Annotated in this window: 14 protein-coding genes, 2 tRNA genes and 3 rRNA genes; 7 read left to right on the top strand and 12 right to left on the bottom strand. The window is 59.4% G+C overall.

Annotation, left to right across the window (positions count from 1 at the left end; translation table 11 throughout):
- Positions 1-133 precede the first annotated feature (133 nt).
- The 3 genes from BLS41_RS21130 to BLS41_RS21120 all read left to right on the top strand — a co-directional run bounded on the left by BLS41_RS21130 (position 134) and on the right by BLS41_RS21120 (position 2899).
- The gene (locus BLS41_RS21130) at positions 134-1576 is read left to right on the top strand and encodes a cytochrome-c peroxidase (protein WP_083380038.1); all 1443 of its coding nucleotides are present in this window, start codon (positions 134-136) and stop codon (positions 1574-1576) included.
- Positions 1577-1711: 135 nt separating this feature from the next.
- Positions 1712-2404, top strand: coding sequence for an HAD family hydrolase (locus BLS41_RS21125; protein WP_074768339.1), 693 nt, complete (start codon positions 1712-1714; stop codon positions 2402-2404).
- Positions 2405-2650: 246 nt separating this feature from the next.
- Positions 2651-2899 carry a hypothetical protein gene (locus BLS41_RS21120; protein ID WP_074768337.1) on the top strand — a complete coding sequence of 83 codons (249 nt, stop codon included), beginning with the start codon at positions 2651-2653 and terminating at the stop codon, positions 2897-2899.
- Between the two features lie 216 nt (positions 2900-3115).
- Here the strand turns inward: BLS41_RS21120 and cyoD are convergent, their stop codons facing one another.
- The 5 genes from cyoD to BLS41_RS21095 all read right to left on the bottom strand — a co-directional run bounded on the left by cyoD (position 3116) and on the right by BLS41_RS21095 (position 8885).
- Entirely contained in the window at positions 3116-3448 is a 333-nt protein-coding gene (gene cyoD, locus BLS41_RS21115; protein WP_074768335.1) for a cytochrome o ubiquinol oxidase subunit IV, read from the bottom strand.
- Complete coding sequence (gene cyoC, locus BLS41_RS21110) at positions 3449-4069, bottom strand: cytochrome o ubiquinol oxidase subunit III (protein ID WP_074768333.1); 621 nt, start codon at positions 4067-4069, stop codon at positions 3449-3451.
- Positions 4069-6054, bottom strand: coding sequence for a cytochrome o ubiquinol oxidase subunit I (gene cyoB / locus BLS41_RS21105; protein ID WP_074768331.1), 1986 nt, complete (start codon positions 6052-6054; stop codon positions 4069-4071). Before cyoB ends, cyoC begins: the two co-directional genes overlap by 1 nt.
- Positions 6055-6057: 3 nt before the next feature.
- Positions 6058-6957 (bottom strand): ubiquinol oxidase subunit II, encoded by a 900-nt coding sequence (gene cyoA / locus BLS41_RS21100; RefSeq protein ID WP_074768329.1) that lies wholly within the window; start codon positions 6955-6957, stop codon positions 6058-6060.
- Positions 6958-7328: 371 nt separating this feature from the next.
- Positions 7329-8885 (bottom strand): complex I subunit 4 family protein, encoded by a 1557-nt coding sequence (locus tag BLS41_RS21095; RefSeq protein ID WP_074768327.1) that lies wholly within the window; start codon positions 8883-8885, stop codon positions 7329-7331.
- Positions 8886-9569: 684 nt separating this feature from the next.
- On the opposite strand from BLS41_RS21095, the gene BLS41_RS21090 reads away from it, so the two are divergent.
- Together BLS41_RS21090 and BLS41_RS21085 are read left to right on the top strand one after the other, a co-directional pair.
- The gene (locus tag BLS41_RS21090; protein ID WP_074768325.1) at positions 9570-10295 is read left to right on the top strand and encodes an ABC transporter ATP-binding protein; all 726 of its coding nucleotides are present in this window, start codon (positions 9570-9572) and stop codon (positions 10293-10295) included.
- Positions 10285-12864, top strand: a complete 2580-nt coding sequence (locus BLS41_RS21085; RefSeq protein ID WP_074768323.1) for an ABC transporter permease — start codon at positions 10285-10287, stop codon at positions 12862-12864. The genes BLS41_RS21090 and BLS41_RS21085 overlap by 11 nt, the downstream gene beginning before the upstream one ends.
- A 61-nt stretch (positions 12865-12925) precedes the next feature.
- Here the strand turns inward: BLS41_RS21085 and BLS41_RS39095 are convergent, their stop codons facing one another.
- Positions 12926-13306 carry a hypothetical protein gene (locus tag BLS41_RS39095; RefSeq protein WP_171910283.1) on the bottom strand — a complete coding sequence of 127 codons (381 nt, stop codon included), beginning with the start codon at positions 13304-13306 and terminating at the stop codon, positions 12926-12928.
- 130 nt (positions 13307-13436) lie between these two features.
- On the opposite strand from BLS41_RS39095, the gene BLS41_RS21075 reads away from it, so the two are divergent.
- Complete coding sequence (locus BLS41_RS21075; protein WP_253189725.1) at positions 13437-14543, top strand: lipocalin-like domain-containing protein; 1107 nt, start codon at positions 13437-13439, stop codon at positions 14541-14543.
- A gap of 221 nt (positions 14544-14764) precedes the next feature.
- On the opposite strand, the gene rrf is transcribed toward BLS41_RS21075, so the two are convergent.
- From rrf to BLS41_RS21050, 5 genes are all read right to left on the bottom strand, one after another.
- A 5S ribosomal RNA gene (gene rrf / locus BLS41_RS21070) occupies positions 14765-14878 on the bottom strand.
- Positions 14879-15046: 168 nt separating this feature from the next.
- Positions 15047-17926 (bottom strand): 23S ribosomal RNA (locus BLS41_RS21065).
- Positions 17927-18248: 322 nt separating this feature from the next.
- Positions 18249-18324 (bottom strand) — tRNA-Ala (locus tag BLS41_RS21060).
- A 57-nt stretch (positions 18325-18381) separates the two neighbouring features.
- Positions 18382-18458 (bottom strand) — tRNA-Ile (locus BLS41_RS21055).
- A gap of 64 nt (positions 18459-18522) precedes the next feature.
- Positions 18523-20053 (bottom strand): 16S ribosomal RNA (locus tag BLS41_RS21050).
- Together the 16S, 23S and 5S rRNA genes with 2 tRNA genes alongside form the textbook arrangement of a ribosomal RNA operon.
- Positions 20054-20698: 645 nt before the next feature.
- On the opposite strand from BLS41_RS21050, the gene BLS41_RS21045 reads away from it, so the two are divergent.
- A complete protein-coding gene (locus BLS41_RS21045; protein ID WP_074768320.1) occupies positions 20699-21649 on the top strand; it encodes a flagellar brake protein in 951 nt (316 codons plus the stop codon).
- 65 nt (positions 21650-21714) lie between these two features.
- Here BLS41_RS21045 and BLS41_RS21040 read toward each other — a convergent pair whose 3' ends face one another.
- The gene (locus tag BLS41_RS21040; RefSeq protein WP_074768319.1) at positions 21715-22296 is read right to left on the bottom strand and encodes a vWA domain-containing protein; all 582 of its coding nucleotides are present in this window, start codon (positions 22294-22296) and stop codon (positions 21715-21717) included.
- Positions 22297-22343: the final 47 nt, after the last annotated feature.

Here is a 22343-nt window from a genome sequence, read left to right as displayed (position 1 = left end):
CAAGGTCGGGACGCTTTTTGCACATGGCGCCGGCAGTCGCCGAACCCATGTTCCTGCTGAATTTTTCCGGATCGTCATTCGCTTCGCTTCGCCAGCTCCACCGGCTTTGCAGGCCTCTGCTTATCGCTCGTCTATGTCAACGCAACCGCTCCACCCTACACCGTCCACCGGATCCACCCAGCGCAACGAACCTCCCGGCGCCAATCGGCCGCGCGGCCGCCAGCGTCTGCTGGTGGGCTGCACGGTCGCGCTCGTCGCCGTCGCTGGCCTGGCCGGTTATGCACTCGCGTACCCGGAGCGTATGCCCGACTCCGTGGGCGAGATCGTCGAAAACCTGACGGGCGCGAACCCGCACCCGGTGCAGCTGGTCTTGCCGGCGCAGGCACCGCTGAGCGCGGTCGCGAAACTCGGCAAGCAGATTTTCTACGATACGTCGCTGTCCGCGTCGGGCAGGCAATCGTGCGCGTCGTGTCATAGCCCGACGCACGCGTACGGGCCGCCGAACGATCTCGACGCGCAACTGGGCGGCCCGCATCTCGATCGCCAGAGCTTCCGGCCGCCGCCGTCGCTCGCGTATCTATACCGCCAGGCCGTCTTCAGCATCGGCCCCGATGCCGCCGACGCGGCCGCACCGCCCGATTTCAACGCGCTCGCTCAAGCAGCACAAGGCACACAACGCGCCGACAAGGTGGCGGGCACGGCCCCCGCGACCGTTGCGATGGTGCCGGTGGGCGGCATGTTCTGGGACGGCCGCGCGGATACGTATCAGCGTCAGGCGCTCGGTCCGCTGATCAACCCGACCGAAATGGCGAACGCCGATTCCGCTGCGGTCGCCGCCAAACTCGCGCGTGCGCCTTACGCCGCCAGCTTCCGCAAACTGTTCGGGCCGGGCATCTTCAACAACGCGGACATGCTGACCGCCGAGGCGATGTTCGCCGTCGGCCGCTACGAATTCGAACAGCCGGACTTTCACGCATTCACCAGCAAGTACGACTACTGGCTGCGAGGCAAGGCGCGCCTCACACACGCCGAACTGCACGGTCTGAACCTGTTCAACGACCCGAAGAAAGCGAACTGCGCAGGTTGCCACCTTAGCCAGCCGAGCTCGGACGGACTGTCGCCGCTGTTCACGGATACGCAATACGAGGCGCTCGGCGTGCCGCGCAACACGCGTCTTGAAGCGAACCGCGACCCGAAGTTCTTCGACTTCGGACTGTGCGGGCCGCTTCGTCAGGACCTCGCGAAGCAGACGCAGTATTGCGGCATGTTCCTCACGCCGACGTTGCGCAATAGCGCGAATCGCAACGTGTACTTCCACAATGGCGTGTATCACGACCTCAAGCAGGTGATGGACTTCTACAATCTGCGCAATACGTCGCCGGACAGGATCTATCCGAAGGACGCAGCGGGCAAGGTGCAGAAGTACGACGATCTGCCGGCTCAATACCATGCCAACGTCGATATCGCCGACGCGCCGTTCGACCGGAAATACGGCGACCAGCCCGCGATGAGCGATCAGGATATTCAGGACATCATTGCATTCCTGCACACGCTGAATGACGGTTACAAGCCCTGAGCCAACTGTGACGTTGAAGTAGTTTTTTGAATCTGCGCACCGTCGACCCGTTCGTGGTCACGGCGCAGTGTGAGAGCCGTGCGGGCCGGTGCGGTATGCTTGACGGTCCCACGACTCTCATCTCTTCCCTACCCGATGGCCGATTTTCCCTTCGACGCCGTACTCTTCGACTGCGACGGCGTGCTCGTCGACTCCGAACCCATCACCAACCGCGTGCTGACCGAGATGCTCGGCGAGCTGGGCTGGCAATTGAGCGTCGAAGAGACGATGCGCATTTTTGTCGGCAAAGCAGTGAAAGACGAGGCCGCGCTGATCGAAGCGCGCACCGGTTTCGCGATCACCAACGAGTGGCTCATGCAATTCCGCGCGCGTCGCAATGAAGCGCTCGACAAGGAACTGGCGGCGATTCCCGGCGCGGCTTCGGCGGTGCGCGGGTTGTTTCCGCTGTTGAACGGACGCATTGCCGTTGCCTCGGGTGCCGACCGGGTCAAGATCGAATTGCAACTCGCCAAGGCCGGCATCCTCGACTGTTTCGAAGGACGCATTTTCAGCGGACACGAAACGCCTCGCAGCAAGCCGTTTCCCGATGTTTATCTGGCAGCGGCAGCGGCGCTGGGTGTCGATCCGACACGCTGCGCCGTGGTGGAAGACACGGTGACGGGCGCGACTGCAGGTGTCGCCGCGGGCGCTACGGTGTTCGGTTATTGCCCGATGGAGTTGGGCCATAGCAGCGCGACGGCGTTGCATGGCGCGGGCGCGGTGCATGTTTTCCGCGATATGGCCGAACTGCCTGCGTTGTTAGCGGGATGGAATCGCAGCAACGGCTGATGTGATTGCATAGATCGGCGATCGGTCAGCAATCGAAAACCGCGAAGATAGAAATAGAAAATGTTGGCGGCGCGACGACACCGATGCTCGCACAAGTTGGTGTGGCGCCGTCACTTCGCGCGCGAGTGCGTGTATCAGAGGTGACTGACGAGGCTTTGCCGCGCATGGCATGGTGCGTGCAATGGAGATGTCTGAGCGCGGCGATATCCGCGCTCGTGACTCATCCACCCTTGTCGGAGATCCATCATGACCATGCTAGCCATCAAAGACCTTCCCCATTTCGACGAACTCGACCGCGCGGCAGCACTGTCCGTGCGTGGCGGGACTGCAAGTCTGCCGCTCGACCAGCCGATGTCGTGTCACGGCGGTTTTGTCCCGCAACTTCCGGTGTATCGCGGCTGGGGCGGCTGTCCACCGGTCCACTATGGTTGTGCGCCGAAGGTGGAGCCTTATGGGAATTGGGGATGTCAGCCGGGACACGTTACGCCGTTGTGAACTTGGGGTGCCACCGCAATATCACGTGACGTTGCGAGGCAGGCATCGCATCGTGCCAGGAAAAAGCCTGCTCTCTCTTACCCCGGCGGCGCCGTGTGGAGACAACGCGCGAGGGCATCTGAAGAAAGAAAACAGTTACACCTCCGAGCACAAACAAAAAGCCCCGCAAGACTTCCGTCTTGCGGGGCTTTTTTCAAACTAAACGCGTTAAACGCTTTAGCGCGACATCATGTTCATGCTGACGTTATGCAACACCCACAACGTGCCGCCGATCACGATCACCGCGGTCAACGCCGTGAACGCGAAAGCCGTCACGTTCCAGCGCTGTTCCGACGACGTGTTCATGTGCAGGAAGAACACCAGATGCACGACGATCTGCACGAGCGCGAGGCCCGAGATCGCGTACAAAGCGTCCTGCCCCGTCAACGTGCCCGTCAGGACGAGAGCAAATGCCGCGACAGTCAGAATGACCGACAGCACGAAGCCCGTCATGTAGCTGCCGAAGCTGCCGTGGCTTCCACCCGAGTGTGCGTTATGGCTATGGTCCATTTAGATCACGCTCGCAAGATAGACAAAGGTGAAGACGCCGATCCACACGACGTCCAGAAAGTGCCAGAAAAGGCTCAGGCACGTCAGACGGATCATGTCGCGTTCGGTCAGGTCTTTGTGACGCAGCACCTGAATGGCGAGCACCACCATCCAGATCAGGCCGAACGTCACGTGCAGACCGTGCGTGCCGACCAGCGTGAAGAACGACGACAGGAACGCGCTACGGCTCGGACCTGCGCCTTCGGCGATCAGGTGCGAGAACTCGCGCAGTTCCAGCACGAGGAACGACAGACCCAGCAGGAACGTCACGGCGAGCCAGAAGAGCAAAGCGCCCTTGCGGTTCTTGTACGCACCCAGCATCGCAAAACCGTACGTGATACTGGACAGCAGCAGCATCGTGGTTTCGAGCGCGACGCCCGGAATCTCGAACAGATCCTTACCGGTCGGACCACCGGCAAACTGGTGGCTCATCACCGCGAACACTGCGAACAGCGACGCGAAGATGATGCAGTCGGTCATCAGGTACAGCCAGAAGCCGAATACCGAATGCGACGGCGGGTGATCGGCGTGATGCGCGTCATCGTGATGATGCGCGTCGGCCGTAAGCGTAGTGTTTGACATCAATCCACCTCCAACGCGACCTGCGCACCGGCGCCGGAGCGTTTCTCTTCAATCGCCGCGACCGTAGCGGCCGGGATGTAAAAGCCTTCGTTCTTCTGGAAGCTGTACACGATCACCGTTCCGATCGCGCCGACCAGACCGACGATAGCGAGCCACCAGATGTGCCACACAGCGGCAAAACCCAGCACCAGCGAGAACATCGCTGCCACCACACCTGCCGACGTGTTCGACGGCATGTGAATGTCGGTGTACACCGGCTTCGGCTGGTTCTTGCGCGACTTCATTTCAGCGAAAGCGTCGAGTTCACGCACTTCCGGAATGATCGCGAAGTTGTACGACGCCGGCGGCGAGCTCGTGGCCCATTCCAGCGTGTGACCATCCCACGGGTCGCCCGACAGGTCGAGGCTTTCCGGCTTGTTGCGGTCACGCAGGCTGACCACGATCTGGATCACCTGGCAGGCAATACCGATTGCGATCAGAACCGCACCGACCCACGCCAGTTGCAGCCACGGGTGCCACGCAGGGTTGTCATAGTGATTCAGACGACGCGTCATGCCCATGAAGCCCAGCACGTACAGCGGCGTGAACGCAACCCAGAAACCGATCTGCCAGAACCAGAACGATGCCTTGCCCCACTTTTCATTCAGCTTGAAGCCGAATGCCTTCGGGAACCAGTAGTTGAAGCCGGCGAGGTAGCCGAACAGCACGCCACCGATAATCACGTTGTGGAAGTGAGCGATCAGGAACAGCGAGTTGTGCAGCACGAAGTCCGCACCCGGAATCGCCATCATCACGCCGGTCATACCGCCGATCGTGAACGTGACCATGAAGCCCAGGGTCCACAGAACCGGCGTCGTGAACTGCAGACGGCCCTTGTAAATCGTGAACAGCCAGTTGAACACCTTCACGCCGGTCGGGATCGCAATCACCATCGTTGCAATACCGAAGAACGAGTTCACGTCAGCGCCCGAGCCCATCGTGAAGAAGTGATGCAGCCACACGAGGAACGACAGCACCATGATCGCGCAGGTTGCCCACACCATCGTCTTGTAGCCGAACAGCGGCTTCTTGGCGTAGGTGGCGACGACTTCCGAGAAAATACCGAACGCCGGCAGGATCAGGATGTACACCTCAGGGTGACCCCATGCCCAGATCAGGTTCAGGTACAGCATCGCGTTGCCGCCGGCATCGTTCGTGAAGAAGTGCATGCCGAGGTAACGGTCGAGACCGAGCAGCGCGAGCGTGACGGTCAGGATCGGGAACGCAGCCATGATCAGCACGTTCGTGCACAGCGCGGTCCACGTGAACACCGGCAACTTCATGAACGTCATGCCCGGAGCGCGCATCTTTACGATCGTCACGAAGAAGTTCACGCCGGTCAGCAAGGTGCCGATACCGGAGAGCTGCAAGCTCCACAGGTAATAGTCGACCCCGACGCCTGGACTGAACTGCAATTCGGACAACGGCGGATAAGCGAGCCAGCCCGTTTGCGCGAATTCACCGATCACCAGCGAGATGTTGATCAGGATGGCGCTGATTGCGGTCATCCAGAAGCTCAGCGAGTTCAGGAACGGGAACGCGACGTCGCGGGCACCGATCTGCAGCGGCACGATGATGTTCATCAGGCCGACCATGAACGCCATCGCCATGAAGAAAATCATGATGACGCCGTGCGCGGTAAAGATCTGGTCGTAATGGTGCGGTGGCAGGACGCCAGGCGAGTTATACGACAGCGCTAGCTGGGTACGCATCATGATCGCGTCCGCGAAGCCGCGGAACAGCATGATGAGCGCAACGACGATGTACATCACGCCGAGCTTCTTGTGGTCGACCGACGTGAGCCATTCGGTCCACAGGTACTTCCACTTGCCGAAATAGGTGATCAGACCCAGTACCAGAGCACCGCCAATGGCGATGCCCGCGGCCGTCACCATGATGATCGGCTCGTGGTACGGAATCGAGTCTAGTGAGAGTTTTCCGAACATGCGTTACCCCTTAACCTTGGGCGCGCAGTTGGCGTCCTTCATGTTGTCCATGACATTACCGTTGTTGTAGCGGGCGATGATGTTGTGGAAGAGCTTCGGATCGACTGCGGAGAAGTAGCGCACCGGATCCTTCTCGCTCGGCGCCGATACCGTGTGGTAGCGGTCCATGCTGAGGTTATCCGACGATGCGCGCACTTTCGCGACCCACGCGTTGAACTCTTCCGGCGACTTCGCGAGCGTGCGGAACTTCATGTCCGAGAAGCCCTTGCCGCTGAAGTTGGCCGACGTGCCTGCGTAATCACCGGCTTCGTCAGCGATCAGGTGCAGACGGGTCTGCATGCCTGCCATCGCGTAGATCTGGCCGCCGAGTTGCGGGATGAAGAACGAGTTCATCACCGAGTCGGACGTGATAACGAAGTTCACCGGCGTGCCAACCGGAATCGCCAGCTGGTTCACCGACGCAATACCGAGGTCCGGGTAGATGAACAGCCACTTCCAGTCGAGTGCGACGACTTCGACGTTGATCGGCTTGACCTGCGACTCGAGCGGCTTGTACGGATCCAGCTCGTGCGTGGTTTTCCACGTGAGTACGGCGAGGAACAGAATGATCAGCGTCGGAATCGTCCAAATGGCGATTTCGATACCGGTCGAGTGAACCCACCCCGGACGGTATTCAGCGTTTTTGTTCGATGCGCGATAACGCCACGCGAACAGCAGCGTAAGCGCGATTACCGGAACGACCACAATCAGCATGGCCCAGGTGGAGGTCGCGATCAGATCGCGTTCCGCCAGACCCACACTACCCTTCGGATTCAAAATATCGAGGTTGCTGCAACCCGAAAGCAACAACGCAAGGCCGGCAGACAGGAAACTTACCGACCCACGCAGAGTCTTTCCTTTCATATCCATTGCCTCTTTTTTACGACTTTCACGAACGTCATTCGACCGCTCTCCATTAGTAAGCGCTCGCATAATAGGGGCACGACGAGTTGTAATAAACCCTCGAATTTGCAACGATCTATTGCGCCGCAGCGCATTGCGACACGTTGCCGCACACCTTTGTGCAAGCGGTAGGTTTGCAATGCCTCATCGGGAAGCATCGAAAACTTGGCGCATCGCAAAACCCCCTTGAATAAACGCTAAAAACGCGACACGACCTGGAAGGTGGCATCGCGCGGCATGTATCTGAAAGAGATTCTGTCGATGCGACAAAGCGCGTCGCGAGCGTTGCATCCGCGCACACGGATGTTGCAATTGCGACGCGCCTCGTTCTATCAACCCGGCGTGCGAACCGCAGCAGCGACGACCGGCGCGGGCGCCGCTGCCTGCAGATGCTCGCCACCGTCTGCCGGTGCATCTTCCGGGTGAACGGAACGCTCCGACTGGGCCAGCAGCGTGCCGACCGACGGATCGATTGCATCGGTGAACGGTTTCGGGTTGAGACCAATGGCGAGCACCAGCAGCGCCATCACGCCGAGCAGCGCGAATTCGCGGCGGCTGACGTCCTTGAGTTTGGCGACGCGCGCATTCGCGATCGCACCGAAGATCACGCGCTTGTACATCCACAGCGTGTAGGCGGCGCTCAGAATCAGGGTGGTGGCGGCCATTGCGCCGATCCAGAAGTTGAAACGGATCGCGCCCATCAGCACCATGAACTCGCCGACGAAACCCGACGTGCCCGGCAGGCCGATGTTGGCCATCGAGAACAGCATCAGCAAGGAGGCGAAGCGCGGCATCGTGTTGGCAACGCCGCCGTATTCGGCGATGGCAGCCGTCTTGGTACGGTCGTAGAGCATGCCCGTGCACAGCAGCATTGCGCCCGACACGATACCGTACGACAGCATCTGCACGATCGCGCCGGCCTGGCCGATGCGGTTGAACACGAACAGGCCCAGCGTGACGAGGCCCATGTGCGAAATCGTCGAATACGCGAGCAGGCGGCGCATGTCGGTTTGCACCAGCGCGACCAGGCTCGAATAGACCACCGCGATCAGCGACAGCGTGATCATCATCGGCGCGAAGAAGTGGCTGGCCTGCGGAGCGATCGGCAGCGCGAAACGCAGCAGACCGTAACCGCCCAGCTTCAACATACCGATCATCACAGCAGCGCCCGTCGGACCGTCGAGGTGGACGTCCGGCAGCCAAGAGTGCAACGGCCACATCGGCACCTTCACGCCAAACGCGGCGAGGAAGCCCAGGAAGATCAGGATCTGCGGGATCGTGGCGAGGTGCGTCTCACGCCACGTGGCGAGGTCGAAGCTGTGCGTCTGGCTGTAGAGGTACAGCATCGACATCAGCATCATCAGCGAGCCGAGCAGCGAGACGAAGAAGAACTTGACCGCAGCGTAGGTGCGGTTCTTGTTGCCCCACGTGCCGATCAGCAGGTACAGCGGGATCAGCGTGGCTTCGAAGGCGACGAAGAACATCATGCCGTCGAGCGACGTGAACACGCCCTGCATGAAGCCCGACAACATCAGGAACGCGCCGTAGTACTGCGCAGTGCGCTGCGTGATCGATTCCCACGACGCGACCACGATGATGATCGTGGTGAGCGCGGTCAGTGCCACGAGCCACAGCGAAATCCCGTCTACTCCCAGATGCCACGCGATGTCGAACGTGGGCGACCAGCGCATGTTCTCGACGAACTGCATCGACGTGACGTCGTTGCGGAAATTCGCGACCAGCGGGATCACCGGCAGGAACCCCGCTACCGCGCCGATCAGCGCGATCCAGCGGGTGCGACCACGTGCCGCGTCAGATCCGGCACGCAAAACCGCGAGTCCGGCGACAATAGGGATCCAGATGAGTAGGCTAAGAAGAGGCAATGGCATTGTGCTCTGTCGAAAACTTTAAGTACAAAACGCCACGTCAATACCTTCAGGCCCGAAAGCATTGAAATGGATATGTAAGTTGGATTGCGCTGAAATGGACGTGTAAGCGGTGATGGCCCGTACACGTTTACCCGCAGCCAAGTGACCAAGGGTGGGAGATTACCAAGATACGAATACTTTTGCAGCGCAACAGCGCACCGGGGCGGCGGACAATACATTGTTGCCACACGTGCCATTGCAGAAGATCAAAAAATGTGCACCTGCACAAAGTTGTATCCGCGTAATATGCGTGCCGAATTTTACAAACAGAAGAAAACATTTTGACCGCTACTTAGCGACTCTTGCAAAAATTGCCGGAGTCGCTTTTTGCACGGGAATGGTTAGTGCTGACAGCCCATCTCTAATGAACGCCGATTTCAGACGCGTCGATAAAATTTCTCGCGTTTTCAGGCAAAAATAAATTTTGGTCCGGCACTCTAAATCAGGCGCTTTCAAGTACCTTAAAAATCCTGCTTTCCTTCTGTTGCGATGACCGCCGACTCCGGGCAGATCGCCGGGAATTCCTTTCTATTGCATTACAAAATTCACATGCAATGCGGCCATGCGAGCGAAATTTCGTCCGGCAAGGCACACTGAAGTTGCCGCGCCGATCCCCTCCCGGCAGCCCCCTTTTTCGGATAACGCATGACGCTTCGCGACGAAGTTGTCGTTCCCGCACTCGAATGCCGCGGACTGAGCAAGCAGTACGGCCAAGGTCGCATCGTGCTCGCACGGCTCGATTTCACGCTGCGGCCCGGAGAATTCATCGCGATCATGGGTGATTCCGGCGTCGGTAAATCCACGCTGCTCAACCTCATAGCCGGGCTCGACCACGCGGACAGCGGCGAGGTGATCATCGACGGCAGCCCCGTGGCGCGTCTGGACGACAACGCTGCCACCCGGTTGCGTCGGCAGAAGCTGGGGTTCGTGTTCCAGGCGTTTCACGTGCTGCCTCATCTGACGCTCGCGCAGAACGTGGCGCTGCCGTTATTGCTGAACCATCTGCCCGTCGACGCCGCGCTCGAGATGCTCGCGGCTGTCGGCCTTAACGGCCGCGGCGATGATTTCCCACGGCAGCTCTCGGGCGGCGAAACCCAGCGCGTCGCGATTGCGCGGGCACTCGTGCATCGGCCGAAACTGATTCTCGCGGACGAACCCACGGGCAACCTCGATCCCGATACCGCGCACGACGTCCTCAGCCTGTTCCGTGCGCAAAGCAAGGCGACCGGCGCGGCGACGATCATGGTCACGCACTCGGAAGCCGCGGCGGCGGTCGCGGATCGCGTGCTGATTCTGAGTGACGGCGGTCTGCACGCCTCGTCTACGGAGGCTGCTTATTCCACCGCCCGTTCCGCCGACAATGCGCGCTGATGCCCGCCCCTTGCTTCGCTCACGCGGACATCGCGTTCTCGCGCGCTGGCTGCTTGGCGCCGAATGGCGCAGTCATCGCGGACGCGCACTGGTTGCCATCGCGACGATCGCGCTCGGCGTGGCGCTCGGTTACGCGGTGCAACTGATCAACAGTGCCGCTTTCAACGAGTTCTCGGCGGCGGCCCGCAGTCTTTCCGGCGACGCCGATCTGCAGGTGCACGGCGCGCAGCCTCTAATCGATGAATCCATTTATCCCCAGCTTGCGACGGACCCGGCCGTGGCATTGGCCAGTCCAGTGCTCACGCTCGACGCCACCGTGCCGGATCATGGCGCCGCGCTGCCCGTGCTCGGCATCGACGTGTTCAAGGCGAGCCGCATCGCGCCCGATCTGACCGGCGTGCCTTCGCCTGATCGTCCTTTCGACACGCTCGCGTCCGACACGCTGTTTCTCTCGGCGGCCGCGCAGCAATGGCTGAAGGTCAAAACCGGCGACGACCTGGCGCTGCAAAGCGGCACCTCGAACGTCCATTTTCGAGTGGCGGGCGGCCTCGTGAGGACGCGACCAGGTCAACGGCTTGCCGTGATGGACATCGCTGCCGCACAGTGGAAATTCGGCCGGCTCGGCAAGCTGTCGCGCGTCGATTTGCTGCTCAAACGCGGCGTGGATCGCGAGCGGTTCAGACGCGATCTGCAGACGCGGCTTGGTAATCAGTGGGTTGTATCGGAGACGCGCGATGCCGAAAGCCGCACCGACCGGCTCTCTCGCGCGTACCGGATCAATATGAACGTGCTTGCGCTGGTGGCGCTGTTCACCGGCGCGTTTCTGGTGTTTTCGACCCAGGCGCTGAGCGTCGTGCGACGTCGTGCGCAATTCGCGATGCTGCGCGTTCTCGGCCTGACGCGCACCCGTCTTCTACGTCAGATCCTGATGGAAGGCGCGCTACTCGGCCTGCTGGGTTCGCTGTGCGGACTCGTGCTGGGCTATGCGATGGCGAGCGGCGCATTGCACTTTTTCGGCAGCGACCTGGGCGGCGGATACTTTCCTGGCGTACAGCCGCAGGTCAGCTTCGAACCGCTGGCAAGTGCGGTATTTCTGGCGCTGGGTATCGGCGTTTCGGTCGTGGGCAGTCTGGCGCCTGCGCTGGAAGCGGCTCGCGCTGCGCCCGCCGCAGCGCTCAAGGCCGGCGCAGAAGAAGGTGCGCTGGCGCGGCTCGCCACACCATGGCCCGCGTTGCTATGTCTCGCGGCCGCCGCGCTGCTCACGCAAATGCCGCCGTGGTTCGATGCGCCCATTGCCGGCTACGTCGCTGTCGCGTTGCTCCTGATCGGTGGAATTGCGTTGATGCCGCGCGTGACCGCGCTCGTGTTCGGCGCGGCCAGCCGTGGGTTCGGCGCGCGACGCCGCTCGGGCGCGACTGCCACAACCGCCACGCTTGCGCTGGCGCGGCTCGCCAATGCGCCCGGCCATGCGTCGATTGCAATGGGCGGCGTGTTGTCGAGCTTCGCGCTGATCGTTGCGATGGCGATCATGGTGGCGAGTTTCCGCGTCTCCGTCGAAGACTGGTTGATGCATCTGCTCTCCGCTGATCTCTACGTCCGTGTTGCGCCCAACGGCGACACCGGCGGCTTGCGACCCGGCGACCAGGCGCTCATCGCGCGCGTGCCTGGCATCAGGAGCGCTGCGTTTGCCCGCACGTCGCATCTCACGCTCGATCCCGCGCGACCGGATATTGCCGTGCTGGCGCGCGAAATCAACGCCGACGATCCGGGCGCGAGTCTGCAGATGACTGGCGCGGTGCTGCCTTCGTCCGGGTTTCGTCGAGACGAGATACCTGTTTGGGTATCCGAAGCAATGGTCGATCTGTATGGATACCGGCTCGGTCAGCGAGTGCCATTGCCGCTTGGCAAAGGTGCACATCAGTTTGTGGTTGCCGGCGTCTGGCGGGACTATGTGCGGCAGAGCGGCGCGATCCAGATGCGGCTCGCCGACTACCGGCGTCTCACCGGCGATGCGAGCGCGACCGACGTCGCCGTCACCGTTCAACCGGGTGAGCGTGTCGAGCATGTGATTGCGGGGCTGCGCGCGTTGCCTTTTGGCGCGTCGCTCGATGTATCGCAGCCGGGCGATATCCGCGCGCGAACGCTGGTGATATTCGACCGCAGCTTTGCGGTGACCTATCTGTTGGAAGCCGTTGCGATCGTGATCGGATTGTTTGGCGTGGCCGCGACCTTTTCCGCGCAAACGCTCGCTCGGGCGCGAGAGTTCGGCATGCTGAGGCACGTGGGCGTGACGCGCACTCAGGTTCTGTCGATTCTCGCGCTCGAAGGCGGCATGCTGACTGCCTGCGGAATCGCGATGGGTTTCGTGCTCGGGTTTGCAGTGAGTCTGATTCTGGTATTTGTGGTCAATCCGCAGTCGTTTCACTGGAGCATGTCGCTGCATGTGCCGTGGGCCATGCTCGGCATCGTTGCAGCGGTGATGCTGGCGTCGTCGTGTTCGACGGCGGTGGTGGCGGGACGCGGCGCGGTATCGGTGGATGCGGTGCGCGCGGTGAAAGAGGATTGGTGAGATACGTGCAATTTTGAGGACGATCTGAACTGAGGGCGATGTTGAAGTCGATCGTGGAGAGTTATCGCGAGATCTTTTGCTTGATGATGCGAATTCCGTGTGCGCGGAGATGCACGCAGTCGGGTATTTTTTTGGCGATGCAGAGGTTTGGGAGGCGGGGGGTGTCGGTACGTGGGAGGACGGCGTTGGGGTTGGCGTCTGTTGCTTCGGCTTCGGCTTCGGCTTCGGCTTCGGCTTCGGCTTCGGCTTCGGCTTCGGCTTCGGCTTCGGCTTCGGCTTCGGCTTCGGCTTCGGCTTCGGCTTCGGCTTCGGCTTCGGCTTCGGCTTCGGCATTATTTTCGTGCAGAACTTCATTGGCCACTTCTTCCGGGACGACCTTGCCAGCGGCCGAATCCCCCTCCAAGAGGAGACCATCTTCGACGCACCCGGCTTCAGGAGCCACGTCGGCTTCTTCGTCGCTAGTGTTGTCGTCCGCTCCTGCAATTGTGTCTTCGACCTCGTCGCGTCCAATCTCGAGCGCGGCGACCTGCGAATCGACAATGGCATTCTTATGCGCGAAAAGTCGACGAAGAATGCGCCCTCACCTTCAAAGCCTGCTGTGGATTGGCATCCTGCTCACTACGCCCACATTCGCGACACCGCCCGAATTCGCCGTTGTCACACGCGACCACGCGATTTCTTTCCCTCGCGACAGTGGCGCCCACTCCGCTTTCCGCACTGAGTGGTGGTACGCCACGGGCTGGCTCACGACGCCGGACAATCAGCCCCTCGGCTTCCAGATCACTTTTTTCCGCTCCGCCACGGATCACGATACGGCCGACCCAAGCGCTTTCGCGCCCTCGCAACTGATCATTGCGCACGCGGCATTAAGCGATCCCACATACGGACGACTTGCACACGATCAGCGCATTGGCCGCCAAGGCTTCGGGCTCGCTTATGCAAAAGATGCCAACACCGACGTCAAACTCGATTCGTGGAAAATTATCCGCGCCACGGACGGTCATTACGACGTCACCGCCGATGCAAGCGGCTTCTCATTGCATCTAACGCTAACGCCCACGCAAGCGCCGCTAATTCAAGGCGAGCACGGATATTCGCAAAAGGGTCCACGCCCTGAACAGGCGAGCTACTACTACAGCGAACCGCAATTACGCGTAGCGGGCAGTGTCGTGCGCCCGAACGCGGCTGGACTTCCATCGCATGGCGATACTGTTGTAAATGGGACGGCGTGGCTGGATCACGAGTGGTCGAGTACCTTGCTCGACGCCCGCGCGCAGGGCTGGGACTGGCTCGGGGCGAATCTCGCCGACGGCTCGGCGTTGATGGCCTTCAGGATCCGTGCCCGCGATGGACACGCGATGTGGGCGCATGCAGTGCTTCGCAATCGCGACGGTCAGGTCACGACCTTCGCGGCCGATCAGGTCGGGTTCATGCCGGTTCGTACGTGGCGCTCACCGCGCACGAACACGTCCTACCCGGTTTCGATGACGCTCAGGACGGGCTCGCTGGCGTGGCATCTCACGCCGCTGATGGACGATCAGGAACTGGATTCGCGCCAGTCGACCGGCGCGGTGTACTGGGAGGGCGCGGTGCGCCTGAATCGTGATGACGCGCAGGTGGGTCGTGGCTATCTGGAACTGACCGGCTATGCGGATGCGTTGCGGCTGGGGAGGCACTGAGGGGACTTCGCTGCAGCGATCGGGCGTCATTCGCGACGGCGGTAAGCTGGGGTACCTGGGTGTCCCGGCTTGATGCTCACCGCTATCGTTCCCCTGCCATGGCCGGGATTCCCCTGCAGCCTGCGGGATGCATCCCCCGATGCTTTCAGGATGCTGAATCTGGTGCGTGTAAACGCAGAAACCCCACCTTTGTGGGGTGGGGTTTCTGATGCTGCTGGGGAGCCTGACGATTACCTACTTTCACACGGGCAATCCGCACTATCATCGGCGTGGAGTCGTTTCACGGTCCTGTTCGGGATGGGAAGGGGTGGTACCGACTCGCTATGGTCATCAGGCATGACTTGTTGTCGCACTGCTCGTGGAGCAATACAACCAATCTGGAAGAAGTAGTTTCTGGTGATGCTCACCAGAGAAGCTTTTGGGGTTGTGCTGTTTCTGGCACAACACTGATCACTCAACCGTGCGTCTCGTGTCCCTTTGCGGGAGCAAGACACACCTGTTATAGGATCAAGCCTTACGGGCAATTAGTATCAGTTAGCTTAACGCATTACTGCGCTTCCACACCTGACCTATCAACGTCCTGGTCTTGAACGACCCTTCAAGGGGCTTAAAGCCCCGGGGATATCTCATCTTAAGGCGAGTTTCCCGCTTAGATGCTTTCAGCGGTTATCTCTTCCGAACATAGCTACCCGGCGATGCCACTGGCGTGACAACCGGTACACCAGAGGTTCGTCCACTCCGGTCCTCTCGTACTAGGAGCAGCCCCCTTCAAATATCCAGCGCCCACGGCAGATAGGGACCAAACTGTCTCACGACGTTTTAAACCCAGCTCACGTACCTCTTTAAATGGCGAACAGCCATACCCTTGGGACCGGCTACAGCCCCAGGATGAGATGAGCCGACATCGAGGTGCCAAACACCGCCGTCGATATGAACTCTTGGGCGGTATCAGCCTGTTATCCCCAGAGTACCTTTTATCCGTTGAGCGATGGCCCTTCCATACAGAACCACCGGATCACTATGACCTGCTTTCGCACCTGCTCGACTTGTCGGTCTCGCAGTTAAGCACGCTTATGCCATTGCACTATCAGCACGATTTCCGACCGTACCTAGCGTACCTTCGTACTCCTCCGTTACACTTTGGGAGGAGACCGCCCCAGTCAAACTGCCTACCATGCACTGTCCCCGACCCGGATAACGGGTCAAGGTTAGAACCTCAAACAAACCAGGGTGGTATTTCAAGGTTGGCTCCACGCAGACTGGCGTCCACGCTTCATAGCCTCCCACCTATCCTACACAGATCGGTTCAAAGTCCAATGCAAAGCTACAGTAAAGGTTCATGGGGTCTTTCCGTCTAGCCGCGGGGAGATTGCATCATCACAAACACTTCAACTTCGCTGAGTCTCGGGAGGAGACAGTGTGGCCATCGTTACGCCATTCGTGCAGGTCGGAACTTACCCGACAAGGAATTTCGCTACCTTAGGACCGTTATAGTTACGGCCGCCGTTTACCGGGACTTCAATCAAGAGCTTGCACCCCATCATTTAATCTTCCGGCACCGGGCAGGCGTCACACCCTATACGTCCACTTTCGTGTTTGCAGAGTGCTGTGTTTTTATTAAACAGTCGCAGCCACCAGTTTATTGCAACCCCTTCACCCTTTGCCCGCAGGGGCATCAAGCTACAGGGGCGTACCTTATCCCGAAGTTACGGTACCAATTTGCCGAGTTCCTTCTCCCGAGTTCTCTCAAGCGCCTTAGAATACTCATCTCGCCCACCTGTGTCGGTTTGCGGTACGGTCTTGTTAAACTGAAGCTTAGAGGCTTTTCTTGGAACCACTTCCGATTGCTTCTTCACCTAAGTGAATGGCCTCACACCCTTGAATTCCGCGCCCGGATTTGCCTAAGCGCCTTCTCCAATGCAAGGACCGGGACTTCCAACACCCGGACAACCTTCCGCGATCCGTCCCCCCATCGCATTTAACAATGGTGCAGGAATATTAACCTGCTTCCCATCAGCTACGCATTTCTGCCTCGCCTTAGGGGCCGACTCACCCTACGCCGATGAACGTTGCGTAGGAAACCTTGGGCTTACGGCGAGGGGGCTTTTCACCCCCTTTATCGCTACTCATGTCAGCATTCGCACTTCCGATACCTCCAGCACACTTTTCAATGCACCTTCGCAGGCTTACGGAACGCTCTCCTACCATGCACATAAATGTGCATCCGCAGCTTCGGTATATTGCTTAGCCCCGTTACATCTTCCGCGCAGGACGACTCGATCAGTGAGCTATTACGCTTTCTTTAAAGGATGGCTGCTTCTAAGCCAACCTCCTGACTGTTTTAGCCTTCCCACTTCGTTTCCCACTTAGCAATATTTGGGGACCTTAGCTGGCGGTCTGGGTTGTTTCCCTCTTGACACCGGACGTTAGCACCCGATGTCTGTCTCCCGTGATTGCACTCTTCGGTATTCGGAGTTTGCTATGGCGTAGTAATCCGCAATGGACCCCACAACCATGACAGTGCTCTACCCCCGAAGGTGATACACGAGGCACTACCTAAATAGTTTTCGGAGAGAACCAGCTATTTCCAGGTTTGTTTAGCCTTTCACCCCTATCCACAGCTCATCCCCTAACTTTTCAACGTTAGTGGGTTCGGACCTCCAGTACGTGTTACCGCACCTTCATCCTGGCCATGGATAGATCACCTGGTTTCGGGTCTACACCCAGCGACTGAATCGCCCTGTTCGGACTCGCTTTCGCTACGCCTGCCCTAATCGGTTAAGCTTGCCACTGAATGTAAGTCGCTGACCCATTATACAAAAGGTACGCAGTCACCCCTTGCGAGGCTCCTACTGTTTGTATGCATGCGGTTTCAGGATCTATTTCACTCCCCTCCCGGGGTTCTTTTCGCCTTTCCCTCACGGTACTGGTTCACTATCGGTCGATCACGAGTATTTAGCCTTGGAGGATGGTCCCCCCATCTTCAGACAGGATTTCACGTGTCCCGCCCTACTTGTCGTACACCTAGTTCTTCCTCGCTGCTTTCGTCTACAGGGCTATCACCTGCTATGGCGGCACTTTCCAGAGCCTTCGACTAACAATGAAGATAAAGAGTACAGGCTGGTCCCATTTCGCTCGCCACTACTCTGGGAATCTCGGTTGATTTCTTTTCCTGCGGTTACTTAGATGTTTCAGTTCACCGCGTTCGCTTCTCATAGCCTATGTATTCAGCTATGGATACTCCATTAGGAGTGGGTTTCCCCATTCGGATATCGGGGGATCAAAGCTCGTTTGCCAGCTCCCCCCCGCTTTTCGCAGGCTACCGCGTCCTTCATCGCCTGTGATCGCCAAGGCATCCACCACATGCACTTGTTCGCTTGACCCTATAACGGGTGTGTCTCCCGCCGTCTTCACTGGGAAGACCGCGTTTTCTCACACTCGCTACAGGTTGAGTATTCGTGTTGCGCCGTATTCCAAGGCAATCTTTCGATCACCTTTTCATACATTGATACAATCACAACCCTGATCCACCTACTCACACACCCATCTCTAAGTATGCTTTCGTGAATCTCTTTACTACTTCTTCCTGATTGTTAAAGAACGACAGCCGATATCGCGATTGCTATAACCGCGTATCCCTACTGACTGGCTCAATCGCCAATGCATAACGTTCTGCGCATTCACAGAACACTAGGCATTGAAGATTGGTGGAGGATGACGGGATCGAACCGACGACCCCCTGCTTGCAAAGCAGGTGCTCTCCCAGCTGAGCTAATCCCCCAGTCATACAGATATCACAGAGGTTTTTTATCGATTAGTGCAGCCACCGCAGAAACAGTGGTGGGTCTGGATGGATTCGAACCATCGACCCCCGCCTTATCAAGACGGTGCTCTAACCGACTGAGCTACAGACCCCTGAGTCTGTCTTGATTTACAGCCGATAAGCGTGAGCGCTCAACACTTGATGCGTTAGCTCGAGAAAGGAGGTGATCCAGCCGCACCTTCCGATACGGCTACCTTGTTACGACTTCACCCCAGTCATGAATCCCACCGTGGTAAGCGCCCTCCTTGCGGTTAGGCTACCTACTTCTGGTGAAACCCACTCCCATGGTGTGACGGGCGGTGTGTACAAGACCCGGGAACGTATTCACCGCGGCATGCTGATCCGCGATTACTAGCGATTCCAGCTTCACGCACTCGAGTTGCAGAGTGCGATCCGGACTACGATCGGTTTTCTGGGATTGGCTCCCCCTCGCGGGTTGGCGACCCTCTGTTCCGACCATTGTATGACGTGTGAAGCCCTACCCATAAGGGCCATGAGGACTTGACGTCATCCCCACCTTCCTCCGGTTTGTCACCGGCAGTCTCCCTAGAGTGCTCTTGCGTAGCAACTAGGGACAAGGGTTGCGCTCGTTGCGGGACTTAACCCAACATCTCACGACACGAGCTGACGACAGCCATGCAGCACCTGTGTTATGGCTCCCTTTCGGGCACTCCCACCTCTCAGCAGGATTCCATACATGTCAAGGGTAGGTAAGGTTTTTCGCGTTGCATCGAATTAATCCACATCATCCACCGCTTGTGCGGGTCCCCGTCAATTCCTTTGAGTTTTAATCTTGCGACCGTACTCCCCAGGCGGTCAACTTCACGCGTTAGCTACGTTACCAAGTCAATGAAGACCCGACAACTAGTTGACATCGTTTAGGGCGTGGACTACCAGGGTATCTAATCCTGTTTGCTCCCCACGCTTTCGTGCATGAGCGTCAGTATTGGCCCAGGGGGCTGCCTTCGCCATCGGTATTCCTCCACATCTCTACGCATTTCACTGCTACACGTGGAATTCTACCCCCCTCTGCCATACTCTAGCCCGCCAGTCACAAATGCAGTTCCCAGGTTAAGCCCGGGGATTTCACATCTGTCTTAGCGAACCGCCTGCGCACGCTTTACGCCCAGTAATTCCGATTAACGCTTGCACCCTACGTATTACCGCGGCTGCTGGCACGTAGTTAGCCGGTGCTTATTCTTCCGGTACCGTCATCCTCCCCGGGTATTAACCAGGAAGTTTTCTTTCCGGACAAAAGTGCTTTACAACCCGAAGGCCTTCTTCACACACGCGGCATTGCTGGATCAGGCTTGCGCCCATTGTCCAAAATTCCCCACTGCTGCCTCCCGTAGGAGTCTGGGCCGTGTCTCAGTCCCAGTGTGGCTGGTCGTCCTCTCAGACCAGCTACAGATCGTCGCCTTGGTAGGCCTTTACCCCACCAACTAGCTAATCTGCCATCGGCCGCCCCTGTAGCGAGAGGTCCTAAGATCCCCCCCTTTCCTCCGTAGAGCGTATGCGGTATTAATCCGGCTTTCGCCGGGCTATCCCCCACTACAGGACACGTTCCGATGTATTACTCACCCGTTCGCCACTCGCCACCAGGGTTGCCCCCGTGCTGCCGTTCGACTTGCATGTGTAAGGCATGCCGCCAGCGTTCAATCTGAGCCAGGATCAAACTCTTCAGTTCAAACCTGTTACTGTTTTTCGGTTCCGTTAAGAACCGGTCGCTCACTCAACGTACTGACGAATGATTCATCTGTCCGAGGACAGAAAAACCTTCCTTTCATTACTGTGTGAGACTTGATACTTTTGCTTTGCAGCAGACCCCGAAAGATCCACTCGCATCGCGCATCAAGCGCCCACACTTATCGGCTGTTAATTTTTAAAGATCGATCCGCTCACAAAACTGCGCCCACTTCAACCACCCGGCACCGCCTCGTTCTGCGTCGCTGCGTCTGCAGCAGAGAAACGAGATTATGGCGATCAGACCGAACCCCGTCAACCCCCTTTTCACAATATTTTCACGAAACCGAAAACTACCCAGACGAGGTCGACCTGGAAGGCGAAAGTGTCCTATCACTTGCTCGCGCCAGATTAGTTAGTGATCCGATTTACTTCGAAAAACATCATGCCGCCCTAACGACTCCAGCAGCGCCCACACAGCTTCCAAAGACCAGCAATTCCTGCACCTCATCCTCGCCCGACATCGAGCGAGGAAAAAATCAGAAAGAAAATTGCATGGATGGAAGCCGCACCGCCAGCCCCCCAACCTAAAGTTTTCTCGACCACCGCCGTCAACCAAGATATCCCTTCACTTAACTTACCGCCGACCATGGACAACCCCGTCGAGGAACACGTTGAGGAAACACCCGCCCCCGCCCCGTCGCAGTCCCCGGAGCTCACTCTGGAGGCCGTGCCGGTAGGCACGCCGCTCGCGTGGCCGATTGCCGATATCGACGGAACGCTGCTGTTTGCCGGCGGAACCATTCTGGCGACCGCCGACGAGCGCACCTTCCTGTTCACGCATTTCAAGCCGCAGCGCGGTGATCTGCTGAACCCCGCCGCGCCAGCGCCCGCCCGGGCTGATCATCAGACAGACTCAAACAACGAACTGACGATCAAGGACATGCACCTTGAAATCGGCGCGCTGATCGGCATTCGTCCTCAGGTTGGCAGCGCTGCGCCCATGCTTCCGTGCCGGATTATCGGATTCGCGCCGAATCACGCGCTGTTCGTCACGCCGCCGCTTCATCAGGGCCGTCCGCTTGCGCTGGGTCTCGGCGAAAACATCGAGATCGTCGCGATCGCCAGTCAGGCCGTGTTCCGCTTCGTCTGCACGGTCGAGTCGATCTGCCGCGCGCCGTTCGACTACGTCGTGCTGTCGAGGCCAGGTGCGATCCGCCGGCTTCGGGAGCGCAAGTCGATCCGCGTTCAGGCGCATCTGCCGGTACGTTTCGGTATCGGCGAGACGGGGGATTCTTATGAGGGGCTGGGGCTGGCAAAAGGTATTAGCGCGCTCGGCATGTCGTTGACCGCATCGTGGACGCTGGGTGCGGTCGGCGAGCGGCTGCGGGTTGCCTACCATCTGAAGTCGGCGGATCTCGATACTGCAATCGAAACCACCGCCGTGATCCGCAACGTGCAGAAAGGCAGCAACCCGGGCGACCCGACCAGCCACGGCCTGGAACTCGACCAGCTCGACGTCAACCAGCAGATGGCGATGAAGGTCTATGTATTCGACCGTCAGGACGACGTTCAGTACTGGTCGAACAGCCTGAGATAACGGCGAAAAGCTCGGGCAACGAGCGGCGCACGCGGCATGTAACAGGTACGCCGCGCGCGTCCCGCTCAGCCGATCAGCTCTTCCGGCGTGCAACGCCGCGCCCCCCAGGCATCGGCGAGGGCTTCACAGCGGCCCAACCGTATCGCTCCCCGCTCGAAATCGACGAACACGACCACATCGGCATCCAGAGGACGCGCTGGCTGATCGTGCGTGCGGCCATCGGTCAGGATCCACAACCAGCGCTGCTGCGCGGGTTTGACGCGGGCGCTGCGCTCCAGCAACTGCGCGGCCCGCCGGACGCCGGACGCGAGCGGCGTGCCCCCGCCGCCGCCCACAGGCCTCAACCAGCGCTCATTCCACCAGCGCGGCACTGCCGGGCCGAAGCGCACATCCGCGCCAGTGCCGCCAAAGCAGATCAGCGCCGCCTCGGCACGCGCAGCGCTCGCACGATCGAACAGCGCTATCAGCAGGCCTTTGGCGAGCGCGAGCCGCTGTCCGGCCAGCATCGACCCTGAACAATCGAGCACGAAACAGTGCAGCACTCCGCCACGCGGCACTTCACGCACGAAGCGCAGATGCGCGGCGCGCAGCGTGTCGCCGCGCATCGCGGCGAGCGTCGGCGGCCATGCGATGCGTTTGCCCGGCATGCCGCCCGAATGGCTCAAACGACTGCGCGAGCTTGCGCCGACCTTCT

Origin of the sequence: Paraburkholderia fungorum (assembly GCF_900099835.1) — a bacterium.
Classification (GTDB): Bacteria; Pseudomonadota; Gammaproteobacteria; order Burkholderiales; family Burkholderiaceae; genus Paraburkholderia; species Paraburkholderia fungorum_A.
The sequence above is the reverse complement of the archived record's forward strand: the minus strand, read 5'-3'. Positions and strand labels throughout refer to the sequence as shown.